25 protein-coding genes and 2 pseudogenes are annotated in these 26,555 nt (G+C 70.1%); 8 read left to right on the top strand and 19 right to left on the bottom strand.

Translation table 11 applies throughout. From position 1 onward, the window contains the following. Nucleotides 1-440 precede the first annotated feature (440 nt). Nucleotides 441-2,942 carry an ATP-binding protein gene (locus x551_RS23350; RefSeq protein WP_051495615.1) on the bottom strand — a complete coding sequence of 834 codons (2,502 nt, stop codon included), beginning with the start codon at nucleotides 2,940-2,942 and terminating at the stop codon, nucleotides 441-443. Between the two features lie 163 nt (nucleotides 2,943-3,105). Then, nucleotides 3,106-4,188, bottom strand: a complete 1,083-nt coding sequence (locus tag x551_RS06305) for an alkene reductase (protein ID WP_011831262.1) — start codon at nucleotides 4,186-4,188, stop codon at nucleotides 3,106-3,108. Between the two features lie 103 nt (nucleotides 4,189-4,291). On the opposite strand from x551_RS06305, the gene x551_RS06300 reads away from it, so the two are divergent. Both x551_RS06300 and x551_RS06295 read left to right on the top strand, forming a co-directional pair. Continuing rightward, nucleotides 4,292-5,134: an HDOD domain-containing protein gene (locus tag x551_RS06300; protein WP_051495616.1), complete on the top strand. Its 843-nt coding sequence runs from the start codon at nucleotides 4,292-4,294 to the stop codon at nucleotides 5,132-5,134. A gap of 130 nt (nucleotides 5,135-5,264) precedes the next feature. Then, the gene (locus tag x551_RS06295) at nucleotides 5,265-6,275 is read left to right on the top strand and encodes an ABC transporter substrate-binding protein (RefSeq protein WP_231497565.1); all 1,011 of its coding nucleotides are present in this window, start codon (nucleotides 5,265-5,267) and stop codon (nucleotides 6,273-6,275) included. Nucleotides 6,276-6,284: 9 nt separating this feature from the next. Here x551_RS06295 and x551_RS06290 read toward each other — a convergent pair whose 3' ends face one another. Beyond that, a complete protein-coding gene (locus x551_RS06290) occupies nucleotides 6,285-7,070 on the bottom strand; it encodes a response regulator (RefSeq protein ID WP_011831259.1) in 786 nt (261 codons plus the stop codon). 151 nt (nucleotides 7,071-7,221) lie between these two features. Between x551_RS06290 and x551_RS06285 the strand changes: the two genes are divergently transcribed. Beyond that, nucleotides 7,222-7,713 carry a glutathione peroxidase gene (locus x551_RS06285; protein ID WP_011831258.1) on the top strand — a complete coding sequence of 164 codons (492 nt, stop codon included), beginning with the start codon at nucleotides 7,222-7,224 and terminating at the stop codon, nucleotides 7,711-7,713. A 12-nt stretch (nucleotides 7,714-7,725) separates the two neighbouring features. Here the strand turns inward: x551_RS06285 and x551_RS06280 are convergent, their stop codons facing one another. Genes x551_RS06280 through x551_RS06275 form a run of 3 tightly spaced genes read right to left on the bottom strand, consistent with a single transcriptional unit; the run spans nucleotide 7,726 to nucleotide 9,516 of the window. Then, nucleotides 7,726-8,745 (bottom strand): hypothetical protein, encoded by a 1,020-nt coding sequence (locus x551_RS06280; RefSeq protein WP_036230962.1) that lies wholly within the window; start codon nucleotides 8,743-8,745, stop codon nucleotides 7,726-7,728. Nucleotides 8,746-8,749: 4 nt separating this feature from the next. After that, complete coding sequence (locus x551_RS26435; RefSeq protein ID WP_051511870.1) at nucleotides 8,750-8,974, bottom strand: hypothetical protein; 225 nt, start codon at nucleotides 8,972-8,974, stop codon at nucleotides 8,750-8,752. Further along, entirely contained in the window at nucleotides 8,902-9,516 is a 615-nt protein-coding gene (locus x551_RS06275) for a hypothetical protein (protein WP_216701305.1), read from the bottom strand. Before x551_RS06275 ends, x551_RS26435 begins: the two co-directional genes overlap by 73 nt. 350 nt (nucleotides 9,517-9,866) lie before the next feature. Between x551_RS06275 and x551_RS06270 the strand changes: the two are divergent. Both x551_RS06270 and x551_RS06265 read left to right on the top strand, forming a co-directional pair. Continuing rightward, nucleotides 9,867-11,062: pseudogene (locus x551_RS06270) on the top strand (amino acid aminotransferase). 32 nt (nucleotides 11,063-11,094) lie between these two features. After that, nucleotides 11,095-11,520: a VOC family protein gene (locus x551_RS06265; protein WP_036230965.1), complete on the top strand. Its 426-nt coding sequence runs from the start codon at nucleotides 11,095-11,097 to the stop codon at nucleotides 11,518-11,520. A gap of 17 nt (nucleotides 11,521-11,537) precedes the next feature. On the opposite strand, the gene x551_RS06260 is transcribed toward x551_RS06265, so the two are convergent. From x551_RS06260 to x551_RS06215, 10 genes and pseudogenes are all read right to left on the bottom strand, one after another. Beyond that, nucleotides 11,538-12,185, bottom strand: coding sequence for a glutathione S-transferase family protein (locus x551_RS06260; protein WP_011831253.1), 648 nt, complete (start codon nucleotides 12,183-12,185; stop codon nucleotides 11,538-11,540). Between the two features lie 9 nt (nucleotides 12,186-12,194). Beyond that, on the bottom strand, nucleotides 12,195-13,100 hold the full coding sequence (locus x551_RS06255) for an EamA family transporter (RefSeq protein WP_036230967.1): 906 nt from the start codon (nucleotides 13,098-13,100) through the stop codon (nucleotides 12,195-12,197). Between the two features lie 64 nt (nucleotides 13,101-13,164). Next, complete coding sequence (locus x551_RS06250; protein WP_036230970.1) at nucleotides 13,165-13,887, bottom strand: enoyl-CoA hydratase/isomerase family protein; 723 nt, start codon at nucleotides 13,885-13,887, stop codon at nucleotides 13,165-13,167. Further along, nucleotides 13,884-14,974 (bottom strand): annotated as a pseudogene (locus x551_RS06245) (CoA transferase). The gene x551_RS06250 and the pseudogene x551_RS06245 overlap by 4 nt, the downstream one beginning before the upstream one ends. A gap of 145 nt (nucleotides 14,975-15,119) precedes the next feature. Continuing rightward, the gene (locus tag x551_RS06240; protein WP_011831249.1) at nucleotides 15,120-15,824 is read right to left on the bottom strand and encodes an ABC transporter ATP-binding protein; all 705 of its coding nucleotides are present in this window, start codon (nucleotides 15,822-15,824) and stop codon (nucleotides 15,120-15,122) included. Continuing rightward, entirely contained in the window at nucleotides 15,814-17,712 is a 1,899-nt protein-coding gene (locus x551_RS06235) for a branched-chain amino acid ABC transporter ATP-binding protein/permease (protein ID WP_011831248.1), read from the bottom strand. The genes x551_RS06240 and x551_RS06235 overlap by 11 nt, the downstream gene beginning before the upstream one ends. After that, entirely contained in the window at nucleotides 17,709-18,584 is an 876-nt protein-coding gene (locus x551_RS06230) for a branched-chain amino acid ABC transporter permease (protein ID WP_011831247.1), read from the bottom strand. The genes x551_RS06235 and x551_RS06230 overlap by 4 nt, the downstream gene beginning before the upstream one ends. A gap of 109 nt (nucleotides 18,585-18,693) precedes the next feature. Continuing rightward, complete coding sequence (locus tag x551_RS06225) at nucleotides 18,694-20,049, bottom strand: substrate-binding protein (protein WP_081771236.1); 1,356 nt, start codon at nucleotides 20,047-20,049, stop codon at nucleotides 18,694-18,696. Nucleotides 20,050-20,173: 124 nt separating this feature from the next. Then, complete coding sequence (locus x551_RS06220; protein WP_011831245.1) at nucleotides 20,174-20,347, bottom strand: rubredoxin; 174 nt, start codon at nucleotides 20,345-20,347, stop codon at nucleotides 20,174-20,176. Then, nucleotides 20,344-21,426, bottom strand: a complete 1,083-nt coding sequence (locus x551_RS06215; RefSeq protein WP_036234225.1) for a Rieske 2Fe-2S domain-containing protein — start codon at nucleotides 21,424-21,426, stop codon at nucleotides 20,344-20,346. Before x551_RS06215 ends, x551_RS06220 begins: the two co-directional genes overlap by 4 nt. A gap of 342 nt (nucleotides 21,427-21,768) precedes the next feature. On the opposite strand from x551_RS06215, the gene x551_RS06210 reads away from it, so the two are divergent. From x551_RS06210 to x551_RS06200, 3 genes are all read left to right on the top strand, one after another. Then, a complete protein-coding gene (locus x551_RS06210) occupies nucleotides 21,769-22,572 on the top strand; it encodes an IclR family transcriptional regulator (RefSeq protein WP_011831243.1) in 804 nt (267 codons plus the stop codon). Between the two features lie 83 nt (nucleotides 22,573-22,655). Next, entirely contained in the window at nucleotides 22,656-23,807 is a 1,152-nt protein-coding gene (locus tag x551_RS06205) for an FAD-dependent oxidoreductase (RefSeq protein WP_011831242.1), read from the top strand. A 130-nt stretch (nucleotides 23,808-23,937) separates the two neighbouring features. Continuing rightward, a complete protein-coding gene (locus x551_RS06200; protein WP_011831241.1) occupies nucleotides 23,938-24,903 on the top strand; it encodes a cyclase family protein in 966 nt (321 codons plus the stop codon). A gap of 34 nt (nucleotides 24,904-24,937) precedes the next feature. Here x551_RS06200 and x551_RS06195 read toward each other — a convergent pair whose 3' ends face one another. From x551_RS06195 to x551_RS06185, 3 genes are all read right to left on the bottom strand, one after another. After that, complete coding sequence (locus x551_RS06195) at nucleotides 24,938-25,438, bottom strand: hypothetical protein (protein ID WP_036234216.1); 501 nt, start codon at nucleotides 25,436-25,438, stop codon at nucleotides 24,938-24,940. Between the two features lie 41 nt (nucleotides 25,439-25,479). Continuing rightward, nucleotides 25,480-26,028, bottom strand: a complete 549-nt coding sequence (locus tag x551_RS06190) for a VOC family protein (RefSeq protein ID WP_036234213.1) — start codon at nucleotides 26,026-26,028, stop codon at nucleotides 25,480-25,482. Between the two features lie 120 nt (nucleotides 26,029-26,148). Next, nucleotides 26,149-26,555: FGGY-family carbohydrate kinase (locus x551_RS06185; protein WP_036247875.1), on the bottom strand; the 407-nt coding region annotated here is incomplete at its 5' end.

The following is a 26,555-nucleotide window of genomic DNA, read 5'->3' as shown; positions in this document are numbered from 1 at the left end:
CGGCGGTCCCGGCAGCGGCGCCCGGCCGCTGCATGCGGTGCTGGCCGGCGGCGATTGCGCACCCAGCGAGTGGCGCAGCGCTCGCTGAGCCGACATCATTCACAGCCAACACATCATCACGCCCCCACCATGATCGCTCCGCGCTTCAAGCTTGCCGCGACCGCTGCCTTCAGCGGATCACGTGACAAGGGCATCAGTGCCGAGCGATCCGGCCGGGGGCCGGTGCTGCCTGCCCGCAACGCGCCCGGTCAGCTCACGCTGCCCTGGGGTGTGGTGCCCGCGGCGCCGGCACGTCAAAGGTTGCGGACCGGTTGACGTCCAAGAGGGGGCGGGCGGGTCGGGGTGGATGAGAGCGAGCCCTGACCACCACGTCCCGCCCCCTTTCTTTTTCATTCCCCCGAAGCAGACGCTGCAGCACATCGCTGCCGCGGCTGGCGTGGTCAGCGCGCAGCCCGCCGGATCGACAGATGGCGATCGAGGCAGCGCAGCAGCTCGGCCACGTCGACCGGTTTGGTGAGGTACTCATCGAAGCCGCGTTCACGCGCGGCGCGCACGACCTGCGGTTGCGCGTCGGCCGACAGTGCGATGCGGGGCACCTGGGCCAGCGCTGCGTCGTCGCGCAGGGCATCCAGGACCTCGAGTCCGGTCATGTCGCCCAGGTGCATGTCGATCAGCAGCAGGTCGGGGGGCGTGCGGCGCGCACTCTCGATCGCCTCGCGGCCGGTGTACGCGACGCGCAACTCGCAACCGCTGCGCAACAGCAGGAGCTGCTGCACCAGTTCGATGTTGAGCCGGTTGTCCTCGGCGTACAGCACGCTGTGCGGTGCGCTGTCGGAGGCCGCAGGCATGGACGGATCCGGCACTGTCTGGCCCGTGGCCGCCGGGGTGCCGGGTGGAGCGGGCGCACGGCGCAGCTCGACATGGAAGGTCGAACCGCTGCCGGGCTGGCTGTGCACGCTGATGCGGCCGTCCATCAACTCCACCAGCCGCAGCGTGATCGCCAGACCCAGCCCGGTGCCTTCGATGCTGCTGCGCTCCGCGCCGAGCCGGTTGAAGGGCTCGAACAGGTGCAGTTGCTGTGCCGGCGTCATCCCCATGCCGGTATCGGTCACGGCGATGCGCACGGTGTGCTCGTCGAGGCCCTCGGTCTCCACCACGACCTGGCCGCCCGAGCGGTTGTACTTGACCGCGTTGCTCAGCAGGTTGACCAGCACCTGGCGCAGCCGCATCGGGTCGGCGGTCACGTGCAGGTCGCCGGGGCCGCGCCGGATCAGCGTCACGCCGCTGGCGTGCGCCGTCGGCAGCACCAGCGCGAAGGACTCGCTGACCAGCGCGCTCAATCCTACCGGCTGAGGCTGCAGTGGCAGGCTGCCGGTCTCGATGCGCGACAGGTCGAGCACGTCGCCGATCATCGCCAGCAGATGCTGGCCGGCGCGCTCGATGTGGCCGAGGCGCGCCCGCTGGCCGTCCTGCAGCGGCGCCGAAGGATCGCCCAGCAGCAACTGCGTGAAGCCGAGCACCGCATTGAGCGGCGTGCGCAGCTCGTGGCTCATGCGCGACAGGAACTCGGTCTTGGCCTCGTTCGCGCGCGCCGCCGCCTGGGCGTTCATCAGCGCGGCGTCGGCCTGCTTGCGGTCGGTGATGTCGCGGATGTAGCCGTGCCAGGTCGTGCTGCCATCGGGCAGCCGCTCGGGTGATCCCTGGGCCTCGACCGCGCGCCGTCCGCGTGACGGCAGATCGACCTCGAACTCGATCGCCCAGGGTTCGAGCCGCTGGCCGGCGCGCTCCAGCGTCTCCCACACCCGCTTGCGTTGGCCCTTGGCCACGCGTTCGATCATCAGGCGCGCATCGTCACGCACGGCGCCGTCCGGGTCGAGTTCGAACAGCTCGCGCAGGCCGCGGCTCGCGTAGGGCACGCGCGCGACGCCTTGCGCGTCGACATTGAACTGCAGCAGCACGCCCGGCACCCGATCGGCCAGCTTCGTGAACAGTGCCTCGCGCTCTTGCAGCGCCGCTTCGGCACGGCGGCGCTGGTCGATGTCGAGCGCCACCGTGACGGTGTGCTGGAAGCGACCCAGGGCGTCGAACACCGCCGTGACGGTGAGCTGCACCCACAGCGTCGTGCCGTCGGGCCGCAGATAGCGCTTCTCGCGGTTCTCTCGCAGCACCTGCCCGGCCACCAGGCGGCGCAGCAGATCCTCGTCGTCGGCAAGGTCGTCGGGATGCGTCAGCTCGCGGAAACTGCCCGCGAGCAGCTCGTCGCGCGAGCGGCCCACGATCTCGCAGAAGCGCGCATTGACCTCGAGCAGCCGCCCGTCGGCACCGGTCTGGGCGATGCCGGCGCCGGCCATCTCGAAGCTGTGGCGCCAGCGTTCTTCGCTGGCGCGCAATGCGGACTCGGCGGCCCGCCGCTGGCGGTCGAGCTGCACCGACGCGATGATGCCGGCCATGCTCTGGAACAGCGGGTCGAGCGCGTCCAGCAGGGCGCGGTCGTAGCCTGGCCGCCGGTTCGCGAGGCCGATCATCCCGACCAGCTCGCTGCCGTAGTGCAGCGGCACGCCGAGGAAGGTGTTCAGCGCCTGGTGGCCTTGCGGCAGGCCGCCGCCGCGGCGCGGATCGTTCGGGGCGTCGTTGGCGATCACGGTCTCGCCGGTCACCAGGGCTGCGCCGAACAGCGTCTTCAGGTTGTGGAACTCCATGCCGGCGACGCGCTGGCGCTCGACCTGCTCGCGCGAGGCGGCGTCCCACGCGATGTTGCTCAGCGTGAAGATCTTCAGGTAGGGCGTGCCGTCGGGCTGGCGCCAGACCTCGGCGATGAAACCGTACTCGCTCTCGCCGAGCCGCAGCAGTTCGGGCAGCAAGGCATCGAACACGCGGTGCGGCTCGGCACTGCGCACGAATTGCGATTGCAGCTGTCGGATGAGTGCACCCAGTTCAGGCATGGCGGCGTCGGGCGAGCTGCGACGTGGACAAGGTGCACGGATCGTAAGTCACGCCCGACACGTGGAATACCCCAACGCGGTCGACCCCTCCGCGAGGGGACCCGACGCGACGATCGCCGTCGGCCGCCGGAGCAGCGGCCCGTCGCCGCCCCGGCGGGCCGCCTCACGGGGCCTGGAGCGCCGGATAGTCGGTGTAGCCCTTGGCGCCGCCGCCGTACAGCGTGTCGCGGTCGAGCGCCGCGAACGGTGCGCCCACGCGCAGTCGCTGCACGAGGTCGGGGTTGCTGATGAAGGGCCGGCCGAAGGCCACGACATCCGCCCGGCCATCCGCCACCGCCTCGATCGCCATGTCGCGGTCGTAGCCGTTGTTCACGATCCACGGCGCCTTCACCCGGGCGCGCAAGGCCGCATAGTCGAACGGCGCGACGTCGCGCGGGCCGCCGGTCGCGCCCTCGATCACGTGCAGGAAGGCCAGCTTCAGCGGCGCCAGTTGCTCGGCCACGTGGTTGAACAAGGCCTGCGGATCCGAGTCGAGTGCGGCGTCGTTGGCGGGCGTCACCGGCGACAGGCGCAACCCGGTGCGGCCGGCGCCGATCTCGGCCGTCACGGCGCGCATCACCTCGAGCAGCAGGCGCGCACGGTTCTCGATCGAGCCGCCGTAGGCGTCGGTTCGGTGGTTGGTGCTGTCGCGCAGGAACTGCTCGAGCAGATAGCCGTTGGCGCCATGCACCTCGACGCCGTCGAAGCCGGCCTCGATGGCATTGCGCGCCGCCACGCGGTACTGCTCGACGATGCCGGGCAACTCGGCGAGCGCCAGCGCGCGTGGTGCCGACACGTCCTCGAAACCGTTGCGGGTGAAGGTCTTGCTCTTCGCGGTGATCGCCGACGGCGCGACCGGCACCTCGCCCTCGGGCAGCAGCGAGACGTGCGAGATCCGTCCGACGTGCCAGAGCTGCACCACGATCTTGCCGCCGCGCTCGTGCACCGCACGGGTCACGGCCTTCCAGCCCTCGACCTGCTCGCGGCTGTAGATCCCCGGTGTGTCGAGATACCCCTGGCCCAGCGGCGAGATCTGGGTGGCCTCGGTGACGATCAGGCCGGCATCGGCGCGCTGGCGGTAGTACTCGACGGCCAGCGGCGACGGCACGCGCCCGGCGACGGCGCGGTTGCGCGTCAGCGGCGCCATCGCGATGCGGTTGCGGAGCTCGATGTCGCCGAGGCGGATCGGATCGAACAGGCTGGTCATGCGCAAATCCTTCACGGAACAAGTTGCAAGCACTCTAGAAGCACTGCAAAAGGCGCGCTGCTGCAGGCTTACTGGATTCGTGCTTGCGCCTAGGATCGCGCCCATGGCCATCGACAACGCCCTGCGCGCCCTTGACATCGACCTGCCGGCCTGCCCGCAGACCCTGGTGCAGCTGTCGCTGCTGATGCACGACGAGGATGCGAACCTGCAGTCCATCGGCGGACTGATCGAGACCGACATGGCGCTCGCCTCGGCCGTCGTCCGCACCGTCAATTCGGCGCTGTTCGGCCTGCTGCGGCGGGTCGAGTCGGTGCCCGAGGCGGTCCGCTACCTCGGCACCCGGGAAGTCGCGGGGCTGACCTTCGAGATCGGCCTGCGCGGCGCCTTCCCGCCCAGCCCTCTGCTGACTGCGCTGTGGGCGCGCGCCGGCCGCCGCGGGCTGGCGATGGGCCGTGCGGCCCCCACGCTCGACATCGATCCCTGGCTCGCTCACACAGCGGGCCTGTTCGCCGAAAGCGGTCAGGCGGCCCTGGTGGGCCATGACGCACCCGGCTACGAGGCGCTGGTGGCGACCACCCCGAACCCGCTGGTGCAGCTCGAGGCCGAGGCGGTGACCTATGGCCTGAACCATGCCGCCCTGGGCGGCGCGCTCTGCCAGGCCTGGGGCCTGGCCGGTGACGTGGCCGCCAGCGTGCGGCTGCGCCCGATGGCGTTGCGCACCCTGGTTGCGCCGGAGGGCGACGATTTCGCGGCACCGTGGCTGACCGAACCGCTGTCGGTGCAGCGCCTGCTCGCTCTCGGGGCGGCCGTCGACGCGGCGCTCGAAGGCCAGGGCGAGGACATGCTCGCCCGCGCAAGCGCGACGCTCGGGCCGCTGGCCGGACTCGACGCCGCGCTGCTGCACGAAGCCGTGGCGGCCAGCGTCGCCCGGCTCGGCAACGCCTGAACCGCTGATCCCTCCCCACTCCCGTCTTCACCGCGCAGCGGCAGGACGCTGCGCGCGCCGGCACGAGGCGCCCGGTACTGGCACGATGGCGGTCCCCGCGACTCCTTGCCGCCGCCACATGTCCGTCCCGATGAAACGCCGCTCCCTGTTGCTGGCGGCGCTGTGCGCGGCGGCCGCGCCCGTGCGGGCCGCCGACAAGGTGGTGTTCGCCACCAACTGGAAGGCGCAGGCCGCGCACGGCGGCTTCTACCAGGCGCTGGCCGACGGCACCTATGCGAAGTACGGTCTCGACGTGCAGATCCGCCCGGGCGGACCGCAGGTCAACAACCGGCCGTTGCTGCCGGCCGGCCGGATCGACTTCCTGATGACCGGCAACCTGCTGCACAGCTTCGACAACGTGAAGAACGGCGTGCCCACCGTCGTGGTGGCCGCGATGTTCCAGAAGGACCCGCAGGCGCTGTTCGCCCATCCCGGCCAAGGGGTGCGCGGCTTCGAAGACCTGAAGAAGGCGCCGGTGGCCTGGATCGCGAAGGACGCGCAATTCACCTGGTGGGCCTGGCTCAAGAGCGAACACGGCTTTCGCGACGAGCAGCTGCGCCCCTATGCCTACAACGTCGGCCCCTTCCTCGCCAACCCGAAGAGCATCCAGCAGGGCTATGCGGTCGAGGAGCCGGTCTCGATCGAGCAGCAGGGCGGCTTCAAGCCGCTCACCTTCCTGCTGGCCGACCACGGCTTCTCGACCTATTCGACGCTGATCGAGACCACGGCCGAGACGGTGGCGCGCAAGCCCGAGCTGGTGCGGCGCTTCGTCGATGCGTCGATCGTCGGCTGGGTCACCTACCTGTACGGCGACCGCCGCCCGGGCGACGCGCTGATCCTGCGCGACAACCCGGACATGCGGGCCGAGACCATTGCCCGCTCGGTGGGGCTGATGAAGGAACTGGGCATCGTCGACTCGGGCGATGCGCAGACGCTGGGCATCGGCGCGATGAAGCCGGAGCGCATCCGTGACTTCCACGACAAGATGGTCCGGGCCGGGCTGTACCGGGCCGGCGAGGTGGACCTGGAGCGCGTGGCCACCACGCACTTCGTGAACCGCGGCACCGGCGTGGCGCTGATGCGGCAGCTGCGCGGGCGCTAGCCCGACGGTCTAGCGGGCGCGCCGCCGCCGGTTGCTGCAGGTGCGCAGCACCGTCACCAGCTCGGCCGCGTCGATCGGCTTGCCGAGGAAGCCGTCGGCGCCGGCGATCGTCGCGCGCACGCGGTCGCTGGGCGTCGACTGGGCGCTGACCAGCACCACCGTCGGCGCGCCCTTGCGGCGCTGCTTGATCTGCTGGCACAGCGCCAGGCCGTCCATGTCCTTCATCTCCACGTCGCTGAAGACGATGCGAAAGTGCGATGTCTGGAGGCGCTCGAGCGCGTCGGCGCCGCTCACCGCCGTCGTGACGCGGCAGCCCAGCTTCTGCAGCTGCACCTGCAGGAGCCGGCGCGCGATGTCGATGTCGTCGACCACCAGCACATCGATGTCGAAGTGCGTCTCGTCCGCGGCGCGCGGCCGCCGGGCCGGACGCGCGGCGGCGGTCTTCGGCGCATAGGGGTCGGCCACCGCCTGGCGCGCCAGCATCAGGGTCTCGAGCGCGCGCGCCACCTGTCGTGCGTCGATCGGGCGGTGCAGGTGCATCACCGCGCCGTCCGGCACCTGCTGGCCGATGAACACGGCTGCGGCCATGCGGGCGGCGGCGCGCACCTCCTCGACGGCGGCCGGCCGATCGCCATCGACCACGCAGAAGTCGCTGTCGGCCAGCGAGGCGGCCGGCTCGAAGGCGGGCGTCTGGCCCGCTGCCAGCCGGAAATAGCTCTCGAGCGCCTGCTGCTCGAAGGCACTGAATCCCACCAGTGCCACGCGGTGCCTCGGGGTCACGACGGGCTGGGGCATGGGAGGCGGAGCGGTTCGCGCATGGATCGCATGCTCCGCTGCGCTGGCGGGCGCGTCAATCCCACGCCGAGCGAAGTGCCGGATGTCGGCGCGCACCGGCCGGGCCTAGCATTGGCGCAATCACCACCGCGCGGCCTACCGGGAGTCCTGCATGATCACCACCACGATCTACGATTTCGAGGCCCGGTCCATCGACGGCCGGACCGTCTCGCTGGCCGACTACCGCGGCAAGGTGCTGCTGATCGTCAACACCGCCAGCGCCTGCGGCTTCACGCCGCAGTTCGCCGGTCTCCAGTCGCTGTGGCAGGCCTACGGCGAGCGTGGGCTGGCGGTCCTCGGCTTTCCGAGCAACGAGTTCGGCGGGCAGGATCCCGGCAGCAACGACGAGATTGCCAGCTTCTGCCAGCTGAACTACGGCGTCAGCTTCCCGATGATGGCCAAGGTCGAGGTCAACGGCGCCGGTGCCCATCCGCTCTACCGGTGGCTCACCGGCGAGGTCAAGGGCCTGCTCGGGACGCGGGCGATCAAGTGGAACTTCACCAAGTTCCTCGTCGGGCGCGACGGCCGCGTCCTCGGGCGCTATGCGCCGACCGACAAGCCCGAGAGCCTGACGCGCGACATCGAGGCCGCGCTCGCCGCCTGAGGTCGCGCGCGCTCAGCCGCGGTCGATCGACAGCACGACCATGGTCTGGTTCAGCAGCTGGTAGGCCACTTCGCCGAAGGTCATCGGCCCGGTGATGGGCCCGGTGCGCTTGCCTTCGAGTTCGGAATACAGGTAGTTCAGGATGCAGTTGCAGCTCCAGCCGACCTGCCCACTGTCGGCGGGCAGCGCACCGACCAGCGCCTGTTCGTAGTTGTCCATCGGACGCGCGAAACGGTACTCGATGTCGTCGAACACCGGAGCGTAGAAGTCGACGCGGTGGTCGGCCTCGTCGATGCCCTTGAACGACACGTTGACCATCGCGCCGGAGTAGTCGGCCACCAGGGGCCAGCGCGTGTCGACCGCGTTGCGCTGCAGGTAATCGGCAAAGTTGACCGGCTTGCCGTTGACCAGGCAGTCGTGCGCGTGGAACCCGGCTTCGGTGAAGCGGATGCGATCACCGTCGCCCTGCTCGAACAGGTTGACGATGTCCAGCCGTGCCAGCTGATCCTCGGGCAACGGCAGGTGCATCACCAGCGCACGCTCGCCGTCGAACTCGCCGGTCTCGCCGTTCACGACGACCGGTGTCGCCTTGCCGAGATCGTCGAGGTGGATGCCGGCGATCCACCCGAGCAGCGGCTTCAGGTACATGTCCTCGTACTGCGGCGCCTCGCGCGCGAACTGCGAGTGCACGGCCGAGAAGGCCGGAATGATGATCAGCGAGTAGCCATTGGCCGGGCCGTCGACGCACACGTTCGGCAGGCTCTTCGCGTCGTACCAGCGCAGCGTCGACTCGAGGGCAGCGCCGGGCAGCGCCGCGACGAACACCTGGTCACGTGTGGTGCGCCCGCCGTCCTGGCCCATGAAGTAGGGGATGCTGCCGCCGATCCAGCGGCCACGCGGCAGCCGGCGCAGCAGTGCCTCCTCGCCGGCGACCATGTAGCGGCCGTGGCTGCGCAGCAGCACGCCGGCTTCCTCGACGGACATCAGCGCGCCGGTGGCGGGGCGCAGCGACGATGAGGGTCGTGCGGTCATGGCCTCATCCTAGTTTCAGTTGCGCCAGCTCGTGCGACAGCACCCGCTCGTTCTTCACGAAATAGCGGTGCAGGTCGCGCAGCTTCAGCAGGCGGACCTCGTCGTCGGAGATGAGGTCGAGCTGCGAGCGCACCCGCGTGAGCATCAGCTTCAGGCTCAGCACGCGGATGTCGAGCTGCAGGTCGCCGTTGGCGAGCCGCAGCCAGATCGGGTCGGTGACGTCGGGCACGTCGCCGGTGGCGTCGGGCATGGCGTTCGGCAGCGTGGCAGCCACCGCGGCCGGTGGCGTCGCGGCGTTCGCGGTGTCGGTGCGCGTCGGTGGCGCAGGTTCGCCGCGGCCTGCACCTGGGCACGGCCGTTGTCGAGCGCGAAGCGATAGCGCCAGACGTCATTCAGCGACAACTTCATCAGACTGCAGATCGCCTGCAGCGACACGCCCTCGTTGAAGAAGGCGAACACCTGCTGCGCCAGCGCCGTGGTGAAGGGCATGCCCGGGTCGCCCATCCACGGCAGCTTGTCGACCTCCGAGGTCGACGGGATCGACACGTGCAGGAAGAAGCGCACTGTCCCGAGCGACAGGTGCTGCCACATGTGCTGCTGCATGCGCACCGGCACGCCCTTCTTCGGGCGGCCGAACCAGCCGCGCTCCACCTGCGGACCGATCCACACGTCGCAACGGCGCTTGCGAAGGTCCAGTTGATAGTCGCCGATCTCCCACGGCCCGTCGACCAGCAACAGGTGGCGCAGCAGCGACTTGTCGACTCCGATCATGAGCATGTCTCCTCGTGGCGCGTCGTCCCGGGCCTTCGATGACGAGACCCGGGCGGGCGGCGTGTTGTGCCGGCTGCCATTGCAAGTGCAGGGCCACGATCGGCCGTCGGCGCCGCGCGGGCCGGAAAGGCGCGGCCCTTGCCCAGAAATGCACGAACCTGCGGCCCCGGTGCGGCCATTCCGCCGGTCGGGCGACGGATTCCGTCAGTGTGACGTCGCGGCCACGGCGCGAGCTGTGCTGCGCGGGTGCTCCGCGGTGAAGCGAGGGGATGCTGCGGCCTCAGGGTTTGTTCCGATCCGCCAGGGCTGCCTCGATAATCCGGCCTCCTCCGTCTTCACCCCCCGCCGCCATGTTCCAGCACGTCGAAGCCTATCCCGGCGACCCGATCCTGAGCCTCAACGAAGACTTCCAGAAGGATCCGCGCGCGGGCAAGGTCAACCTCAGCATCGGCATCTACTTCGACGATGCCGGCCGCATCCCGGTGCTGGGTTCGGTGCAGCGCGCCGAGGCCGAACTGCTGGCGCGCGGCGGCACCAAGTCCTACCTGCCGATCGAGGGCGCTGCCAATCTGCGCAACGCCGTGCAGGCCCTGCTGTTTGGCGCCGGCCACGAGGCGGTGACCGGCCGGCGCATCGCGACGATCCAGTCGGTCGGCTCCAGCGGCGGGCTCAAGGTCGGCGCCGACTTCCTCGTGCGCTACTTCCCCGGCAGCGCGGTCTGGGTCAGCGATCCGACCTGGGACAACCACCGCGCGATGTTCGAGGGCGCAGGCCTGACGGTGAACACCTACCCTACTACGACCCGGCGACGGGGGGGCTGAAGTTCGACGCCATGCTCGCCGCGCTGCGCGGGCTGCCGCCCCGGAGCATCGTGCTGTTGCATGCCTGCTGCCACAACCCGACCGGCGTCGACCTGAGCGCCGCGCAATGGGAGGCGTTGATCCCGGTGCTGCGCGAGCGGCAGCTGCTGCCTTATCTGGACCTGGCCTACCAGGGCTTCGGCGACGGCATCGAGGCCGATGCCCACGCGGTGCGCGCGCTGGCTTCGGCCGGCCTGAGCTTCTTCGTCGCCAACTCCTTCAGCAAGAGCATGAGCCTGTATGGGGAGCGGGTCGGCGCATTGAGCGTCGTCTGCCCCGATGCCGCGCAGGCCGACAACGTGCTCGGGCAGCTCCGCGCCACGGTACGCCGCAACTATTCCAGCCCGCCGATCCACGGCGGCCAGCTGGCCGCGCTGGTGCTCGGCGAGCCGGCGCTGCGGGCCCAGTGGGAAGGCGAGCTCGCCGCGATGCGCGACCGCATCCTGGCGATGCGCCGCGCGCTGCACGCTGCCCTCACCGCCCGCCTGCCGGGTCGGGACTTCGGCTACTTCCTCAGCCAGCGCGGCATGTTCAGCTACACCGGCCTGAGCGCGGCCCAGGTCGACCTGCTGCGCGAGCGGCATGCCGTCTACCTGGTGCGCTCCGGCCGCATGTGCGTGGCCGGGCTCAACACCGGCAACGTGCAGACGGTCGCCGAGGCGATGGCCGCAGTGCTGGGCGGCTGAATGCAGGCGGTCGGGCACCGAAGGAGGCAGCGATGAGCGACGACAACCCGAGTGCGATCTCCCATGTCTCGATCGGCAGCAACCGCTTCGAGTCGGCGCGCGACTTCTACGACGCGGTGCTCGCCACGCTCGGCGTGCGACGCCTGATGGAGCACTCCGGCGCCGCGGCGTACAGCAAGGTCTACCCCGAGTTCTGGCTGCAGACACCGATCGACGGCGCGCCGGCCTCGGTGGGCAACGGCAGCCACGTCGGCTTCCTGGCGGCGAGCCGCGCTCAGGTCGATGCCTTCTACGCGGCGGCGGTGGCGGCGGGTGCCCGTGGCGACGGCCCGCCCGGCCCGCGCCCGCACTACGGCGCACCCTACTACGGCTGCTTCGTGCGCGATCTCGACGGCCACAAGATCGAGGCCTCGTTCTGGGACGAGGCGCTCGCGAGCGCCGCCACGCCCGGCGACTGAGCCGCCGCCTGCGCCGCTCAGACCCAGGGCAGCGCCAGTCCCTCGCGTTCGAACACCTGCCGCACCGCGGGTCGGTCGAGCACGCGCTGGAGGTAGGTCCCCAGCGCCGGCCGCACGCGGGCCGGATGCGCGAAGTGGCGCGTCCAGCGGCACAGCATCAGCGCATAGGCGTCGACCGCGCTGTAGCGTGCGCCGAGCAGCCATGGCCCGCCGTGGCGCTGCAGTTCGGCCTCCAGCAGATCGAGCAGCGCACCGGTTCGGCCTTCGGCGCAGCTCTTGAGCTCGGCAGCGCCCGCGTCGTTGCCGTCGGTGAGCCAGCGCTCGGGGTAGAAGAACACCATCAGCGTCGCCTGCAGCGTGTTCGTCAGCCACACCAGCCACTTGTAGAAGTGCGCCCGCTCGTCGCTGCCCGGCGGCGGCGCCAGACCCGCCTGCGGATGGCGGTCGACCAGATGCAGGCAGATCGCGGCGCTCTCGTACAGCACCAGGTCGCCGTCGACCAGCACCGGCACGCGGCCGTTCGGGTTGAGCGCCAGGTAGGCCGGCGAGCGGTGCGCCTGCGCCGCGGTGTCGACCGGCCGCAGCACGAAGGGCACGCCGATCTCGGTCAGCAGGATGTGCGGTGCCATCGCCGCGGTGCTGGGCGCATGGTGGAGTTCGATCATGCGGGCCTCTCAGGAGACGGATTCGGTGAAGCGCTCGCTCGTGGCGGCCCGGCGCGTGGCTCGGCTGGCCAGCGTGTTGAGCGCCAGGCCGCCCAGCACCAGCGCGGTCGCGCCCAGCTTCCAGCCGGGCAGGCTCTCGCCGAGCAGCAGCGACGAGGCCGCCATGCCGAACACCGGCACCAGCAGCGCAGCCGGCGCCACGGTCGCGGCCGGGTGGCGCGCCAGAAGCCAGTTCCACGCGCCGTAGCCGAACAGCGTGTTGCCCAGCGCCTGCCACGCCACCGCGGCCCAGGCGCCGGCGCTGGCCTGCGACAGGCTCGTGGCGATGCGCGCCGGGCCCTCGATCAGCAGGCTCAGCAGCGCCAGCGCGGGCGCGGCGAACACGCTGATCCAGACCATGAAGCCCAGCATGTCGACCCGGCCGACCGACCGGGCCACCATGTTGGCGCCGGCCCAGCACAAGGCGGCCGTGAGCACCAGCACCAGGCCCAGCGCGGTGATGCTGTGCTGGTCGATGTGGCCGGCGATCAGCGCCATGCCGGTGACCGCGAGTCCGAGGGCCAGCCCCTGCAGCAGCCGCGGCCGCTCGGCGTCGAGCAGCATCGCAAGCACGATGGTGAAGAACACCTGCGTCTGGATCACCAGCGAGGCCAGACCCGGCGAGATGTCGGCGCGCATCGCATACAGCATCAGCCCGAACAGGCCCAGGCCGTGCAGCGCACCGAAGCCGGCCAGCTTGTGCCAGGGTACGGCCGGTCGCTTGATGAACAGCAGCAGCGGGAACGCCGACAGCGCGAAGCGCAGCGTCGTGAACAGCAGCGGCGGCAGCTCGGCCAGGCCCCACTTGATGACGACGAAGTTGGTGCCCCAGACCGCGACCACGGCCAGGGCGAGCAGCAGGTGCGGAAGGGGCATGGCGGCAGTTTAGGAGCCGCGACCGGCGCCGCGCCGCGGTGGGGACAAGGACCGCCGCGCGGTCTCAGGCGCGACGGTAGGCGGCCACCCGCGCATGCAGGCCGCGGCGGCCGACGCTGCGCACCAGGTCCGCGAGGTCGGCGTCGGCGGTGTCCGCATCGGTCAGCGCGAACAGCTTGCGCAGGCTGGCCGCATCGAGCTTGCGGGTCGATTCCACCAGGGCATCGACCCGTGCTTCCGGCCCTTGGGCCTCCACGAGTTCGGTGAGCAGCCCGCAATGCAGCGCCGCCGCGGCATCCAGCTCCTCGTTGTGCAGCAGGATGGCGCGTGCGCGCTCGGCGCCGGTGATGGTCGCGAGACGCCGCGTGCCGAGCGCGACGCCGAACTGGAAGCCGGGGAACCTGAACCGCGCCGCCGGCGTGCCGATGCGAACGGCACACGAGCAGGCGATGTCGGCGCCGGCGCCGAAGGCTGCGCCGGCCACCCAGGCGATGGTGAGGAAGCGCGCCTGGCGCAGTCGCGCGAGCAGTTCGTTGATGTGCACGAAGCGCAGCAGCAGGTCGCCTTCGGACAACTGCTCGTAGCCGGTGAAATCGAAGCCCGCGCAGAAGTTGCGGCCCTCGCCGCGGATCACCAGCGCCAGGGTCTCCGGGCCGATCGCGTCGAGGCTGGCGTGCAGATGGTCGACCAGGGCCGCCGACAGGGCGTTGGCCTTGTCGGGACGGTTGAGGCGCAGCGTGCGCACGCCCTCGGCGGTGGGCGGCGACAGCAGCGCGAGTTCGCTCATCGCAACCACTCCCGGGCGACGGCCTCGGTGTGCTCGCCCAGACGCGGCGGACGGGCGTCGACCGAGAACTCGTAGCCTGCGATGTGCACCGGAAAGCCGATCGTCGGCGTCTTCAGTCCGTTGGGCAGCTCGAGCTCGGCGACCCAGCCGCGCTCCTTGACGTGCGGGTCGGCCAGGATGTCGGCGAAGTCGTTGATCGGTGCGCAGGGCACACCGCGCCGGTCGAACTCGGCCAGCCAGTCGGCCGCGCTGCGGCGCGCGAAGTGCGGCTGCAGCAGCGCGGCGAGCTCGCGCTGGTTGGCCGCCCGCAGGGTCTGCGTCACGAAGCGCGCGTCGGCCTCAAGCTGCGGCTGACCCACCGCCGCGCACACCTCGCCCCACAGCTTGTCGTTGCCGGCGGCGATCACGAAGGGCTTGTCGCTGCCCTCGAAGGCTGGTACGGCGCATTGCGCGGGTGGGCCGAGCCGAGCCGCTGCGGCGCCCGGCCGGTGCCGAAGTACTCGCTGATCTGCAGCGCCGAGATGCCCAGCATGCAGCCGAGCATCGAGCAGTCGATCTGCGTGCCGACGCCGGTGCGACGCACTTCCATGATGGCTGCGAGGATGGAATAGGCCGCATAGAGTCCGGCGGTGAAGTCGGCCACCGGCACGCCGCACTTCACGGGGATGCTGTCGTTCTCGCCGGTCACGCTCATCAGCCCGCTGATGGCCTGGACCGTCACGTCGAAGGCGCCCTTCTTCGCATAGGGGCCGTCCTGGCCGTAGCCGGTGACCGAGCAGTACACCAGCTGCGGGCGACGCTCGCGCAGCGCTTCGTAGCCCAGACCCAGGCGCTGCATCACGCCCGGGCGGAAGTTCTCCAGCACGATGTCGGCCGCCGCGCAGAGGTCGCGCACGCGTGCCACGTCGGCCGGATCCTTGAGGTTGGCCGCGATGCTGCGCTTGTTGCGGTTGAGCGAGGCGAAGTTGCCGCTGTAGGCCTCGGCGTCGGGCGCGGCGCGCATCAGCGGCGGCCACTGGCGCATGCCGTCGCCGCCGTCGGTGTTCTCGACCTTCACCACGTCGGCGCCCAGGTCGGCGAGCAGCATCCCGCAGAACGGCACCGTGACGATCTGGCCGAACTCGAGCACCCTGAGGCCTGCGAGGGGTCGAAAGGAATCAACTGACATATCCGCTCCTACTGAATCAAACATCGTTCGCGGGTCACCGGGCCGTCGGCGGGTGCGACCGGCCCTAGACCGAGAGGTGGCGCTTCTGCGTCTCCTTGTCGTCCATCAGCGCCTTGGCCGAGCCTTCATGGACCACCAGGCCGTTGCTGAGCAGGTAGACGCGGTCGGCCAGCGTCAGACAGGCCTTGACGTTCTGCTCGACGATCACGATCGTCTGGCCTTCCTTCGCCAGCCGGCCCACCACTTCCATCAGCGCGCGCACGATGATCGGTGCCAGCCCCTCGAACGGCTCGTCGAGCATCAGCAGGCGCGGCGACTGGATCAGCGCCCTCGCGATCGACAGCATCTGCTGCTCGCCGCCCGACAGATGCCGGCCGTGCGACTTCTTGCGCTCGCCCAGGCGCGGGAACACCTCGTACATCGCGTCGATGGTCAGCGGCTTGGCGCAGCCCATCGCGGCGAGGACCAGGTTCTCCTCCACCGTCAGGCCGGCGAACACGCGGCGGTCTTCCGGCACCAGCTGGATGCCGGCGCGCGCCCGGCCTTCCGGCGAGGCGTCGCGCAGCGCACGACCGGCATATTCGATGACGCCGGACTTCGGCTCCAGCAGCCCCATCACGGTCTTCAGCGTGGTGGTCTTGCCCGAGCCGTTGCGGCCGAGCAGCGCGACCACCTCGCCCTCGGCGACGCGCAGGTTGATGTCGTGCAGCACATGCGATTCGCCGTAGCAGGAGTTGACGTCGCGCAGCGAGAGCAGGTCAGTCTTCATCGCGACCTCCCATGTAGGCGGAGTGGACGATCGGGTTCTCTCGGATCTCCGCCGGCGGCCCGACGGCGAGGTTGCGACCCATGTGCAGCACGGCGATGCGGTCGGCCAGGCCGAACAGCGCGTCCATGTCGTGCTCGACCACCAGCGTGGTGCGCCCGATGCTGGCCGCCTTGATCACGCCCACCACCTGCACGCGCTCTTCGGGACTGAGGCCGGCCAGCGGTTCGTCCAGCAGCAGCACGTCGGGCTGGGTGGCCAGCGCGATGCCGATCTCGAGCCGGCGCTTCTCGCCGTAGGACAGGTCGGACACCGGCCCGCCCAGTCGGTCGGACAGGCCCATCATCGCCAGCAGCCGGTCGGCGTCCTTCATCAGCTCGCCATCGCGCTTGACCGAGGCCATCACGTCGAAGCGGAACGCGCCGCGCTGGCGCGCCAGCAGCGGCACCAGCAGGTTCTCGCGCAGGCTGAGCTCGGGGTAGACCTGCACGATCTGGTAGCTCTTGCTGATGCCCATCGCGCAGGCCTCGCGCACACCCACGCCGGTGATGTTCCTGCCGCGGAAATGCACCTCGCCGCTGGTGGCCGGCATCTCGCCGGTGAGGATGCGGAACAGCGTGCTCTTGCCGGCGCCGTTCGGGCCGATCAGGCCCATGATCTCGCCCTCGCGCACCGACAGGCACACGTCCTCCAGCGCCACCAGGCCGCCGAACTGCTTGCGGATGTGGCGTGCCTCGATCGCCGGCACGCCGTCGTCCGAGGCGGCTGCGCGCGGCGACGCCGTGGCCGTGCCCGCCGCCGCGGCGAAGAAGTCGGCCGGCGGTGCCGCCGGCGCGAACGCGGCGAGCTTCTCGGTAGCGGCCGCCGCGGCCGCGGCCGCCGCCATCCGCCGCTTGTAGAAGACGTGCTGGATCTCGCCGACGATGCCGCGTCGCATCGTCGTGACGGCCAGGATGAACAGCGCGCCGAGGATCAGCTTCCACATGCCGCCGATGCCGGGGATCTGCTGCAGGATGTCGCGCAGGTAGATCCACACCGCCGCGCCGACCAGCGGGCCGATCAGCGTGCGCACGCCGCCGACCACCGTCTGCATGACCACCTGGCCCGAGGTGTCGAGCGCGAACGCATCGGGGCCCACGTAGCTCTGGAAGATGCCCATCAGCGTGCCCGCCAGGCCGGCATAACCGGCCGCCACGACGAAGGCCGCCATCTTGTAGCGCTGCACGTCGTGCCCCACCGCCAGCGTGCGCTCGGGGTTGATGCGCGTGGCGTTGAGCACCCGGCCGAACGGCGAGGTCACCACGCGTCGCGCGAACCAGAACGTGGCGACGAAGATCGTCGCGATCACCGCATACATGCCCCAACCCGAGGCGAGCTCGAAGCTGCGGTCGCCGAACTGGAACACCGGATGCGGCACGCCGGGCAGGCCGTTGTCGCCGCCGGTCCAGCGCGACAGCACCGAGTGCTGGATGAAGAAGCACAGCTCGCCGATCGCGAAGGTGATCATCGAGAAGTAGATGCCCACGCGCTTGAGCGCCACCATCCCGACCAGTACGCTGAACAGCATCGACGCCACCACGCCGGCGCCGATCGCCAGCAGGAAGTTCGTCACCAGCCCGCTGACCAGCAGGTAGGCGGTCACGAAGCTGCCGGTGCCGAAGAACGCCGCCTGGCCGAACGACAGCATGCCGGCGTAGCCGAACAGGATGTCGAAGCCCAGGCCGAAGATGCCCCACAGCAGGATGCGGATCGCGGTGTCGACCGAGCCGCCGCCGGCAAGCAGCAGGAAGGGCATCAGCGCGAGCGCGAGGACGATCCAGCACTCGGTCGGTAGCGAGACCGCCAGCCGCCGCACGCCGCCCGCGCGGGCGGCCAGTTGTTGCGCCGTCATTTCCGTCCCTCCACGCCCATCAGGCCGCGCGGGCGGACCGCCAGGATCGCCACCATGGTCAGGAACAGCGCCACGTCGCTGTAGGCGGCCTCGAAGATCGCCGTCAGCGTCTGGATCTGGCCGGCGATGAAGCCGCCGATGATGGCGCCGGGGAAGGACCCCAGACCGCCGATCACCACCACCACGAAGGACTGCACCATGAAGCGCGCGCCGACGTCCGGGTTGATCGAGACGATCGGCGCCATCACCACGCCGGCCAGCCCGACGGCCAGCACGCCGATCGCGAACACCACCGCCTTGATCTGCGCCGCACGCAGGCCGAGGATGCGCACCATCAGCGTGTCCTCGATCGCGGCGCGCACGATCAGGCCGAGCCGGGAGTGGTAGAGCAGCAGGTAGAACACCAGCAGCGACAGCGCGGCGATGCCGAACACCACCAGCCGGTATTCCGGGTAGATCACCGGTCCGATCGACACGGCGCCGGCGGCCCAGTCGGGCGACGGCATCGCGCGGCCGACGCCGCCGAAGATGGCGCGCAGCGCCTCCACGATGACGATGCCCAGGCCGAAGGTCAGCAGGATCTGGTCCTCGTGGGGCCGCTGGTAGAAGCGGCTGATCAGTCCGCGCTCGATGACGAAGCCGAAGGCGCAGGTCACGGCCGCGCCGATCACCACGGCGGCCAGGTAGGAGCCGGTCCATTCGAATGCCAGCCAGCCGGCGTAGGCGCCGATCGCGAAGAACGCGCCGTGCGCGAAGTTCACGAGGCCGAGCGTCCCGAGGATGATGGTCAGGCCGCAGCCGACGAGCGCCAGCGTGCCGCCGAGCACCAGGCCGTGGAACACCTGCGATATGACGAGAGGGAGAGGTGGCATGGGAGCCTCCATGGGCCCGCCGCGTGAGCGGCAGCGGGCGGGTCGGATGGATCGGGCGGATCGGCGGCGGACCGGCGCGCTGCGGCGGCGGTCGCGCTGCCGCGGAACCTCAGGTGAGTTCGCCCATCTTGCAGGTGCCCTGGTCGAGCGGCGTCACGGCGTCGGCGCCGGGGATCATCTTGATCACCTCGTAGTAGTCGTCCTTGGACTTCATCTCGGAGGGCTTCTTGCCGCGCATCACCGGGACAGGACGGACCAGCTGGTGGTCCTCGGGACGGTACATCACGTCGCCCAGCGTGGTCCTGATCGGCACGCGCGCCTCGAGGGCCTTGATGACCTCCGGCGGGTAGAAGGTCTTGGCGCGCTCCACCGCCACCGCCCAGATCAGCATCTGCGAGTAGGCGATGTGCGCCGGCCAGTAGGGCTTGTAGTTGTGCTTGGCCTGGAAGTCGTCGACGAACTGCTTCGCGAGCTCGTTGCTCTCGGCCAGCGACCACCAGAAGTCCATCACGCCCAGGATGTCCTGCGTCACCTCGGGGCCCAGCTGCTGCGCAAGGAAGGGCTGCAGCGTCGGCACCACCAGGGCGGCGTTCTTCATGACGCCGAAGTTCTTGGCCTGCTTGATGGACACCGAGCAATCGTTGCCGACCGTGCAGTTCACAAACACGTCGGCGCTGCTGTTGGCGATGTTGAGCAGGTAGGTGCTGAAGTCGGCGGTGCCGATCGGGCAGACCTGCTTGGACACCGTCTTCCAGCCCATCGGCTCGGTCAGCCGCGCCATCGATTCGAACTGCGTGTGGCCGAAGGTGTAGTCGGGCACCAGGTAGGCCACCTTCTTGCCCTTGCCCAGCCGCTCGGCCAGCACCGGGGCCAGCGCGCGCGAGGCCATGGTGGTGCTGGGCTGCGAGCGGAAGCTGTAGCGCTGGCAGTCCTTGCCGGTCACGTCGTCCGAGCCGGCCGGACCGGCCATGTAGAGCACCTTCTCGCGCTGCGCCAGCTTGCCGAGCGCGACGGTCACCGCGCTGCTGTAGCAGCCGGTCATCAGGATCGCCTTGTTGTTGCGGAGGAAGCGGGTCTGTCCCTGGATCGCCGATTCGGCCTTGGCCTCCGTATCGACCACGCCGAAGGTGATGGTCTTGCCCAGGACACCCTTGCCCTTGAGCTCGGGGATCTTGCCGGCCAGCTTGCCCGAGTTCAGGTGCTCGAACGCCAGCTCGAAGCCGAGCTGCTGATCCTTGCCTTCGGCCGAGAACGCCCCGGTCAGCGGGACCGACACGCCCACGAATACCGAGTTGCCCTCGGTGCCGGCCGGAAAGTTGCCGAGCGGCGGGAAGCTCTGCGCTCGCGCGTCGCGCATCGCGCCGGGCAGCAGGCCCAGCCCGCTCGCGGCCGCGGCGGACAGCACGAGGCTCCGGCGCAGGGTGTCGGGGGTTGCGTCGAACGCGATAGGTCGCTTGTTTGTCACCTCGATCTCCTTTCGGGAAAACCACCGACAGACCTGCCCGGGCTCTGCCGGCCCGGTGCAGCGATGTCAGCCATTGATCGGCCGACTCCGGCCGACCGCCTGGCGCCGCGTGCGCGGCGCTTGATCACTCTGCGGGAACCATCTCGAACTCGTCCTTGCTGGCCCCGCAGTCGGGGCAGCTCCAGCTGTCGGGCACGTCGGCCCAGGCGGTGCCGGGCGCGATGCCTTCCTCGGGCAGGCCGGCCGCCTCGTCGTAGACGAAGCCGCACAGCACGCAGCGCCATTTCAGGGAGTTCATGCAGCGACCGCCTGCGACGCCGGTTGAGCTTCGGCAGCCACCATGTCGCGCACGATCTCGCGGGCCTTGAGGATGCCGGTGTCCGCGCGCAGGTGCATCTCGCCGAGGTAGTGCGTGTCGGCCAGGTCGAGCATCCTCTGCTGCTCGGTCAGGGCCCACAGGTCCTGGGCGATCACGCCGGGGAACTTCTCGGCCACGCGCGCGACGGTCGATACGCTCGGATCGGCGGGCCAGCGGTGGCCGGCGCGACAGGCGGCGATGACGCGCCAGCGGTGGTGGCGCTCGTCGATCGGCGTGATCAGGTGCGTGAGGATGTAGCCTCGTTCTTCCTCGGTCTCCAGCCGCCCGGGCGGCGCGCAGCGCAGATCCACGCGGATCGCCGCGGGCGAGATCATGCTGTGGGAGTGGTGGCGGTCGACCAGTTCGTAGCCGAAGAAGTCTTCTAGGTAGGGCGGGTGGCGGTAGGACTCGGCCTTGCGCACCGAGGTCACCGACCGATTGCCCTGGACGCCTTCGTGGGAGAACTCGACCGGGATCTCGCTGTTGGCGATGTCGCCGATGTTGCCGTCGTGCAGCGGGTAGAAGTGGCTGATGTCGAGCAGGTTCTCGATCAGCAGCAGGTAGTTCGTCGGCACCTCGGCGTTCTGCACGCGGATGGCTTCCCATTCGGGACTGGCGAGCTCGGGGATGCGCGGCGGGCGCAGCGCCGGGTTCGCGTCGTCGCCCATCCAGATCCAGACCATGCCGTCCTGTTCGACGATCGGATAGGGCCGCAGCTTCGCGCGGCTGGGGATCGCGCGGCCCGGTTGCGACGGGATCTTCACGCACTTGCCAGCGCTGTCGAAGCAGAGGCCGTGGTACGCGCATTCGAGCGTGCCGTCGGCGAGCAGCTTGCCCGCGGCGAGCGGCATGCGCTTGTGGCAGCAGCGGCCGTCGAAGGCGACGACCTCGCCGCCCGCTTCCGGGCGCCACAACACCAGCGGCAGGCCGACGATCGTCTGGCCGACCAGCTGGCCGGGCGCGAACTCGTCGCTGGTTCCTGCGACGTACCAGAGGTTTCGGATCAGGGTCTCTTTCACTTGGATCTCCACGGAAGAGTGCAGAAAGCTCGATCGGCCCGGGCGTGCCGCCGATCGATGTCGACAAAGATGTTCTAAATAATGGAACAGCGTTTCGAATTGGTGAAACAATGCTAGCAGTGCCTGACGCAGTGTCAACATCGATCGGCATCCGGATATACGCTTACGCCGCGCCGTGGAGGTCCGGAAAATCAAGCATCTCCAATGAGATGGGAGGCAAACGATGGACCGATCGTTCTGTCGGATCGGTGCGTGGCGCCGGGCCGGGTTCTTGACAGCGCGCAGGCACAGACCTAAGCTCTTGGCACAAAGTATCAATATTCAGAACGACACTGAACACGCATGGACACCACTTTCGTGAAGGGCCTCCAGGTGATCGAGGCGTTGGCGACGCACCCGCAGCTGACGGGCGTGACGGAGCTGGCGAAGCACCTGGGACTGACCAAGAGCAATGCGCACCGGCTGCTTCAGACGCTGGTGGCCTGCGGCTACGTCCGCAACCTCGAGCAGAGCGGCAAGTACGAGCTGACGCTCAAGCTGTGGGAACTGGGCGCCGCGGTGGTGGGGCGGCTGGACCTGAAGACGGTGGCGGTCGAGTACATGGAGCGCCTGTGCCAGCTGTCGGGGGAGACGGTGCACCTGTCGGTGCTCGAGGGCACCGAGGTGATCTACCTCGACAAGGTCGACAGCCCGCATCCGGTGCGGGCCTATTCGCGGGTCGGCGGTCGGGCGCCGGCCTACTGCGTGGCCACCGGCAAGGCGCTGCTTTCGTACGCCTCGGCATCGCTGATCGACCAGATCTCGCTCGAGCTCAAGCCGTTCACGCCCTACACCCTCACCACGCCGAACGAGCTGCGCAACGAGCTCGAGAAGCAGCGCCAGCTGGGCTATGCCGTCAACCGCGGCGAATGGCGGGACGGCGTGTGCGGCATCGCGGCGCCGATCTGGAATGCCGGGGGCCACGTGTGCGCGGCGATCGGCGTCTCCGGTCCGTCCGACCGCTTCAAGCCGCGCAACCTGAAGCTGCTCGCCCCCACCGTCGTCAGCGTGGCCCAGCAGATCTCCGCCCGTCTGGGCTACCGGCCGCAGCGCGAGACCGCGGCGGCGACCGCGGGCGTGGCCGAGCTGGCGGCGAGCGCGGCCTGACGACCGGCGGGCGCCGACCGCGCTCCGGCGATGCCACGGATCGCCTCTCTTGCTCCTTTCTCCACTCTTCTCGGACCCCTGCAATGAGCCCCATCGTCGTGATTGGAAGTGGCCTGGCCGGGTACACGGTGGCCAAGGAACTGCGCAAGCTCGATCGAGGGGTGGCGGTCACGCTCGTCACCGAGGATGACGGCGCGTTCTATTCGAAGCCGATGCTGTCGAACGCCTTCGCGCTGAAGAAGGCCCCGGCGGCCCTGGCCACGGCGGCCGCTGCCCAGTTGGCCGGCGACTACGGCATCGAGATCCTGGCCGGCCACCCGGTCAAGCGCATCGACCGTGCGGCGCGCACGATCGAGGTGGCGGGCCGCGATCTCGCCTACGACCGCCTGGTCCTGGCTGTCGGAGGGCGGCCGATCCGGCTTCGGCTTGCCGGCGATGCCGCCGACCGCGTGCTGAGCGTCAACCACCTGGCCGACTACCAGCACTTCCGCCGGCACCTGGAAAGCCATCCGCGCGTGGTGATCCTCGGTGCGGGCCTGGTCGGCTGCGAGTTCGCCAACGACCTCGCCGCGGCCGGCCACGCCGTCGACGTGATCGACATCGCCCCGCGTGCGCTGCCGCGCTTCTGGCCGGACCCGATGGCGCTCGAGTTCCAGGCACGGCTCGCCGCGGCCGGGGTGCGCTGGCATCTGTCCGAGGCGGTCGAGCGCATCGACGCGATCCCTGGCGGCCTGCGGATCACGATGGAGAGCGGCCGCACGCTGGAGGCCGACACGGTGCTGTCGGCGATCGGCCTGGCGGCGAACTCCGAACTGGCCGTGCAGGCCGGCCTGGCGGTGAACCGAGGCATCGTCGTCGACCGCCACCTGCAGACCAGCGACGATCACATCTACGCGCTGGGCGACTGCGCCGAGGTCGACGGCCTGCTGCTGCCGTTCATCATGCCCATCATGCATGCGGCGCGCGCCCTCGCACGCACGCTGAACGGGGAGCGCACGGCGGTCGTCTACCCGGCCATGCCGGTGGTGCTCAAGACGCCGGCCTGGCCGGCGGTGTTCTTTCCGCCGCTGCAGCCGGGCGGCGGCAAGTGGCACATCGAGCGGGAAGACACGGGCATGCGAGGCCACTACCGCGCTGCCGACGGTCGTCTGCTGGGCGCCGCCCTCGGTGGCAGCTGCACGCGTGAGAAGGACGCGGTGGCGAAGCAGTTGCCCGCACTGACGGGCAGTGCCTGAGCGCGCAGCGCCCGCCTGTCGCACCACGGCACAACCTTGGTGGCGCGTGCAAGGCCGGGGCGGACGGGCTATCGTCCGCGCGAGCCCGGACGGCGCCAGCCGAGCGCCGCGACACCACCAAGGAGACTCCATGGTTCTGCACAAGGCGCTGCGGCGCGGCGCGGTTGCGCTTTCCATCGCCCTCGGCCTGGCCGCCTCGGCGACCCAGGCCCTTGCCCACGCCGAAGAGTGGTGCAAGTCGAAGTACGGTCCCACCGATGAGATCGGCGCCGCCAACCTGCTGAGTCCGCAGCTCGCGCTCGACGCCGCGAAGCTCGTGAAGACCGGCAAGACCTACCGGCTCGGCGCCGAGACCAACTCCAGATCGCCCGCCTATCCGCCGCGGGGCTGGTCGCTCACGGTCACGTCTCCGGGCCAGGCCGGCGGCGTGACCCTCGGGCCCTCGAAGACCAGCTACAACGACGACATCTACGCCGGCTGGGTGGGCGTGGGCAGCCAGATCGACGGGCTGGGCCATGTCGGCATCGACAACGTCTACTACAACTGCTTCAAGAACAGCGAGTTCGTGCAGGTCGACGGCCTGCGCAAGCTCGGCGTCGAGAAGATCCCGCCGTTCGTGACGCGCGGTGTCGTGCTCGACATGACGGCCTACTACGGCCGCGACGTCGTGCCCGAAGGCACGGCGTTCAACCGCAAGGAGATCGACGAGCAGGCCAAGCGCCAGGGCATCGAGATCCGCACCGGCGACGTGGTGCTGTTCCACACCGGCTGGCTGTCGCTGGTGGGCCAGGACGACAAGCGCTACCTCGCCGGCGAACCGGGGCTGGGCCGCGAGGGCGCAGCCTACCTTGCGAGCAAGCAGGTGCTCGCGATCGGCGCCGACACCTGGGGGCTGGAGACCATCCCGTTCGAGAAGGATGCCGGTGTGTTCGAGGTGCACCAGATCCTGCTGGCGAAGAACGGCATCTACATCCTCGAGAACATGAACACCGCCGAACTGGCCCGCGACCGGGCCTGGGAGTTCATGTTCGTGCTGAGCGCGGTGCGCGTGACCGGCGGCGTGCAGAGCCTCGTCAACCCGGTCGCGATCCGCTGAGGGCTGCGGGCCGGGCCCGCGGCGACGGCCGGCCTCAGGGGGGCGTCGTCGGGAGCTCTGCGCGCTGACCGAGGCGAGGCCGCCACACCGCCAGCGAGACGGCGACGACGGCGAGCGCCAGGACCGACCACGCGCCGAGGCGCTCGCTGCGCAGCACGGTCGCCAGCGCGGCGGTCGTGGTGGCGTCGGTGGGGCTGGTCAGTGCCTGCATGGCCAGTGTGCGGGCCTGACGTGCCGCACCGTGCACCTGCACGAGCGCGATGCCGCAGACCGCGATGCCGATCAGCAACTTGCCGATCAACCAGCGTTGCTCGATCAGTGCCGGCCGCAGCGCGAGCAGCAGCAGGCCGCTCAGCACCATCAGGCCGAGTGCCGGCAACACGACGGTGGACGACACCGACAGAGCGATGTCGCGCACCGCCAGCAGGCGCGGCGACGTGTCGGCCGCCACCGAGGCGATCGCGAGCTGGGCCGCCAGCGCGCCGGCGAAGCCGACGCCGCCGAGCAGGTGCAGCAGCCGGAGCAGCGTGCGCACGGCCGAAGTCCGTGAAGCCGTCACCCCGCTCCCACGGTGACTCAGGGGCGCGCCGGATACCAGGCCAGCGGCTCGGGCAGTGCGAAATCGGCCGGGATGTCGAAGATCTCGATCGTGGTCGTGATCAGACCCTCGGTGCCGAAGTAGGCATAGGGCACGCGGCCCTGCCAGGTGCCCGACTGGATCAGTTCCAGGCCGCGCGCCAGGTAGGTGGCCACGCGCTCGGCATAGGGTAGACCGTTGCAGCCCTGCGCCACGTGGTGGATGCCTTCACCGTGTTCGCGCAGGAAGTCCTCGTAGATGTTCGGCCCGGTGATCGGCTCGATCACCTCCCACATCATCGTGCCCGAGAAGGCCAGCGCGAGCTTCATGCGGTAGCGGCCGGGCTGGCCGCGGTAGGTCATGTCGCTGCAGGTCTCCGGCCCGAACTCGTAGATGCGCCACGGGCCGATGCCCAGCTTCACCATGCCGGCCAGCGTGCGCTGCATGTCGCGGGTGACCACGCAGGTCTGGATGGTGTCGCCCTGGAAGCTGTTGTCGAGGGCGACTTCGCTGACGACGCGGGGCGTACTGTGGCTGCTGCTGCTCATGTGGGTGGGGCTCGGTGGTGGACTCGCGGGCAAGGCGGGTGTGGGCGGGCGAGTCGGCATCTTGCGCGACGACCCTGCGACGCGATCTCCTGCAAAACCCGAAGCCGGCCGCGGGCCGCGTCAGGGAGCGACCGTCTGGCGTACCGCGCGTTCCCAGCGCGCCATCCGCTCCGCCGCGCGCTCGCGCGGCATCGTCGGCAGGAAGCGTCGCTCGGCCTGCCACTGCGCCGCCAGCTCGTCGGTGCCGGCGTAGAGGCCACAGCCCAGTCCGGCCAGGCACGCCGCGCCGAGGGCCGTGGTCTCGATCACCTGCGGCCGCACGACCGGAATGCCCAGCAGGTCGGCCTGGAACTGCATCAGCAGGTCGTTGACGCAGGCACCGCCGTCGACGCGCAGCTCGCTGACCGGCTGCCCGCCGGCGGCCACCGCGTCGCGGCTCATCGCGTCGAGCAGCGCCGCGCTCTGGAACGCGATGCTCTCCAGCGCCGCGCGCGCGATGTGGGCCACCGTGCTGCCGCGCGTCAGGC

The organism is Methylibium sp. T29 (genome assembly GCF_000576205.1).
Classification (GTDB): domain Bacteria; phylum Pseudomonadota; class Gammaproteobacteria; order Burkholderiales; family Burkholderiaceae_C; genus Methylibium; species Methylibium petroleiphilum.
This window is presented reverse-complemented; position numbering and strand designations above follow the sequence as displayed.

Coding starts and splice junctions, on each gene's coding strand:
- x551_RS23350 (WP_051495615.1), bottom strand. CDS start 2,942: ATGCCTGAACTGGGTGCACTCATCCGACAGCTGCAATCGCAATTCGTG.
- x551_RS06305 (WP_011831262.1), bottom strand. CDS start 4,188: ATGACCAGCCTGTTCGATCCGATCCGCCTCGGCGACATCGAGCTCCGC.
- x551_RS06300 (WP_051495616.1), top strand. CDS start 4,292: ATGGCCATCGACAACGCCCTGCGCGCCCTTGACATCGACCTGCCGGCC.
- x551_RS06295 (WP_231497565.1), top strand. CDS start 5,265: ATGAAACGCCGCTCCCTGTTGCTGGCGGCGCTGTGCGCGGCGGCCGCG.
- x551_RS06290 (WP_011831259.1), bottom strand. CDS start 7,070: ATGCCCCAGCCCGTCGTGACCCCGAGGCACCGCGTGGCACTGGTGGGA.
- x551_RS06285 (WP_011831258.1), top strand. CDS start 7,222: ATGATCACCACCACGATCTACGATTTCGAGGCCCGGTCCATCGACGGC.
- x551_RS06280 (WP_036230962.1), bottom strand. CDS start 8,745: ATGACCGCACGACCCTCATCGTCGCTGCGCCCCGCCACCGGCGCGCTG.
- x551_RS06275 (WP_216701305.1), bottom strand. CDS start 9,516: ATGATCGGAGTCGACAAGTCGCTGCTGCGCCACCTGTTGCTGGTCGAC.
- x551_RS06265 (WP_036230965.1), top strand. CDS start 11,095: ATGAGCGACGACAACCCGAGTGCGATCTCCCATGTCTCGATCGGCAGC.
- x551_RS06260 (WP_011831253.1), bottom strand. CDS start 12,185: ATGATCGAACTCCACCATGCGCCCAGCACCGCGGCGATGGCACCGCAC.
- x551_RS06255 (WP_036230967.1), bottom strand. CDS start 13,100: ATGCCCCTTCCGCACCTGCTGCTCGCCCTGGCCGTGGTCGCGGTCTGG.
- x551_RS06250 (WP_036230970.1), bottom strand. CDS start 13,887: ATGAGCGAACTCGCGCTGCTGTCGCCGCCCACCGCCGAGGGCGTGCGC.
- x551_RS06240 (WP_011831249.1), bottom strand. CDS start 15,824: ATGAAGACTGACCTGCTCTCGCTGCGCGACGTCAACTCCTGCTACGGC.
- x551_RS06235 (WP_011831248.1), bottom strand. CDS start 17,712: ATGACGGCGCAACAACTGGCCGCCCGCGCGGGCGGCGTGCGGCGGCTG.
- x551_RS06230 (WP_011831247.1), bottom strand. CDS start 18,584: ATGCCACCTCTCCCTCTCGTCATATCGCAGGTGTTCCACGGCCTGGTG.
- x551_RS06220 (WP_011831245.1), bottom strand. CDS start 20,347: ATGAACTCCCTGAAATGGCGCTGCGTGCTGTGCGGCTTCGTCTACGAC.
- x551_RS06210 (WP_011831243.1), top strand. CDS start 21,769: ATGGACACCACTTTCGTGAAGGGCCTCCAGGTGATCGAGGCGTTGGCG.
- x551_RS06205 (WP_011831242.1), top strand. CDS start 22,656: ATGAGCCCCATCGTCGTGATTGGAAGTGGCCTGGCCGGGTACACGGTG.
- x551_RS06200 (WP_011831241.1), top strand. CDS start 23,938: ATGGTTCTGCACAAGGCGCTGCGGCGCGGCGCGGTTGCGCTTTCCATC.
- x551_RS06190 (WP_036234213.1), bottom strand. CDS start 26,028: ATGAGCAGCAGCAGCCACAGTACGCCCCGCGTCGTCAGCGAAGTCGCC.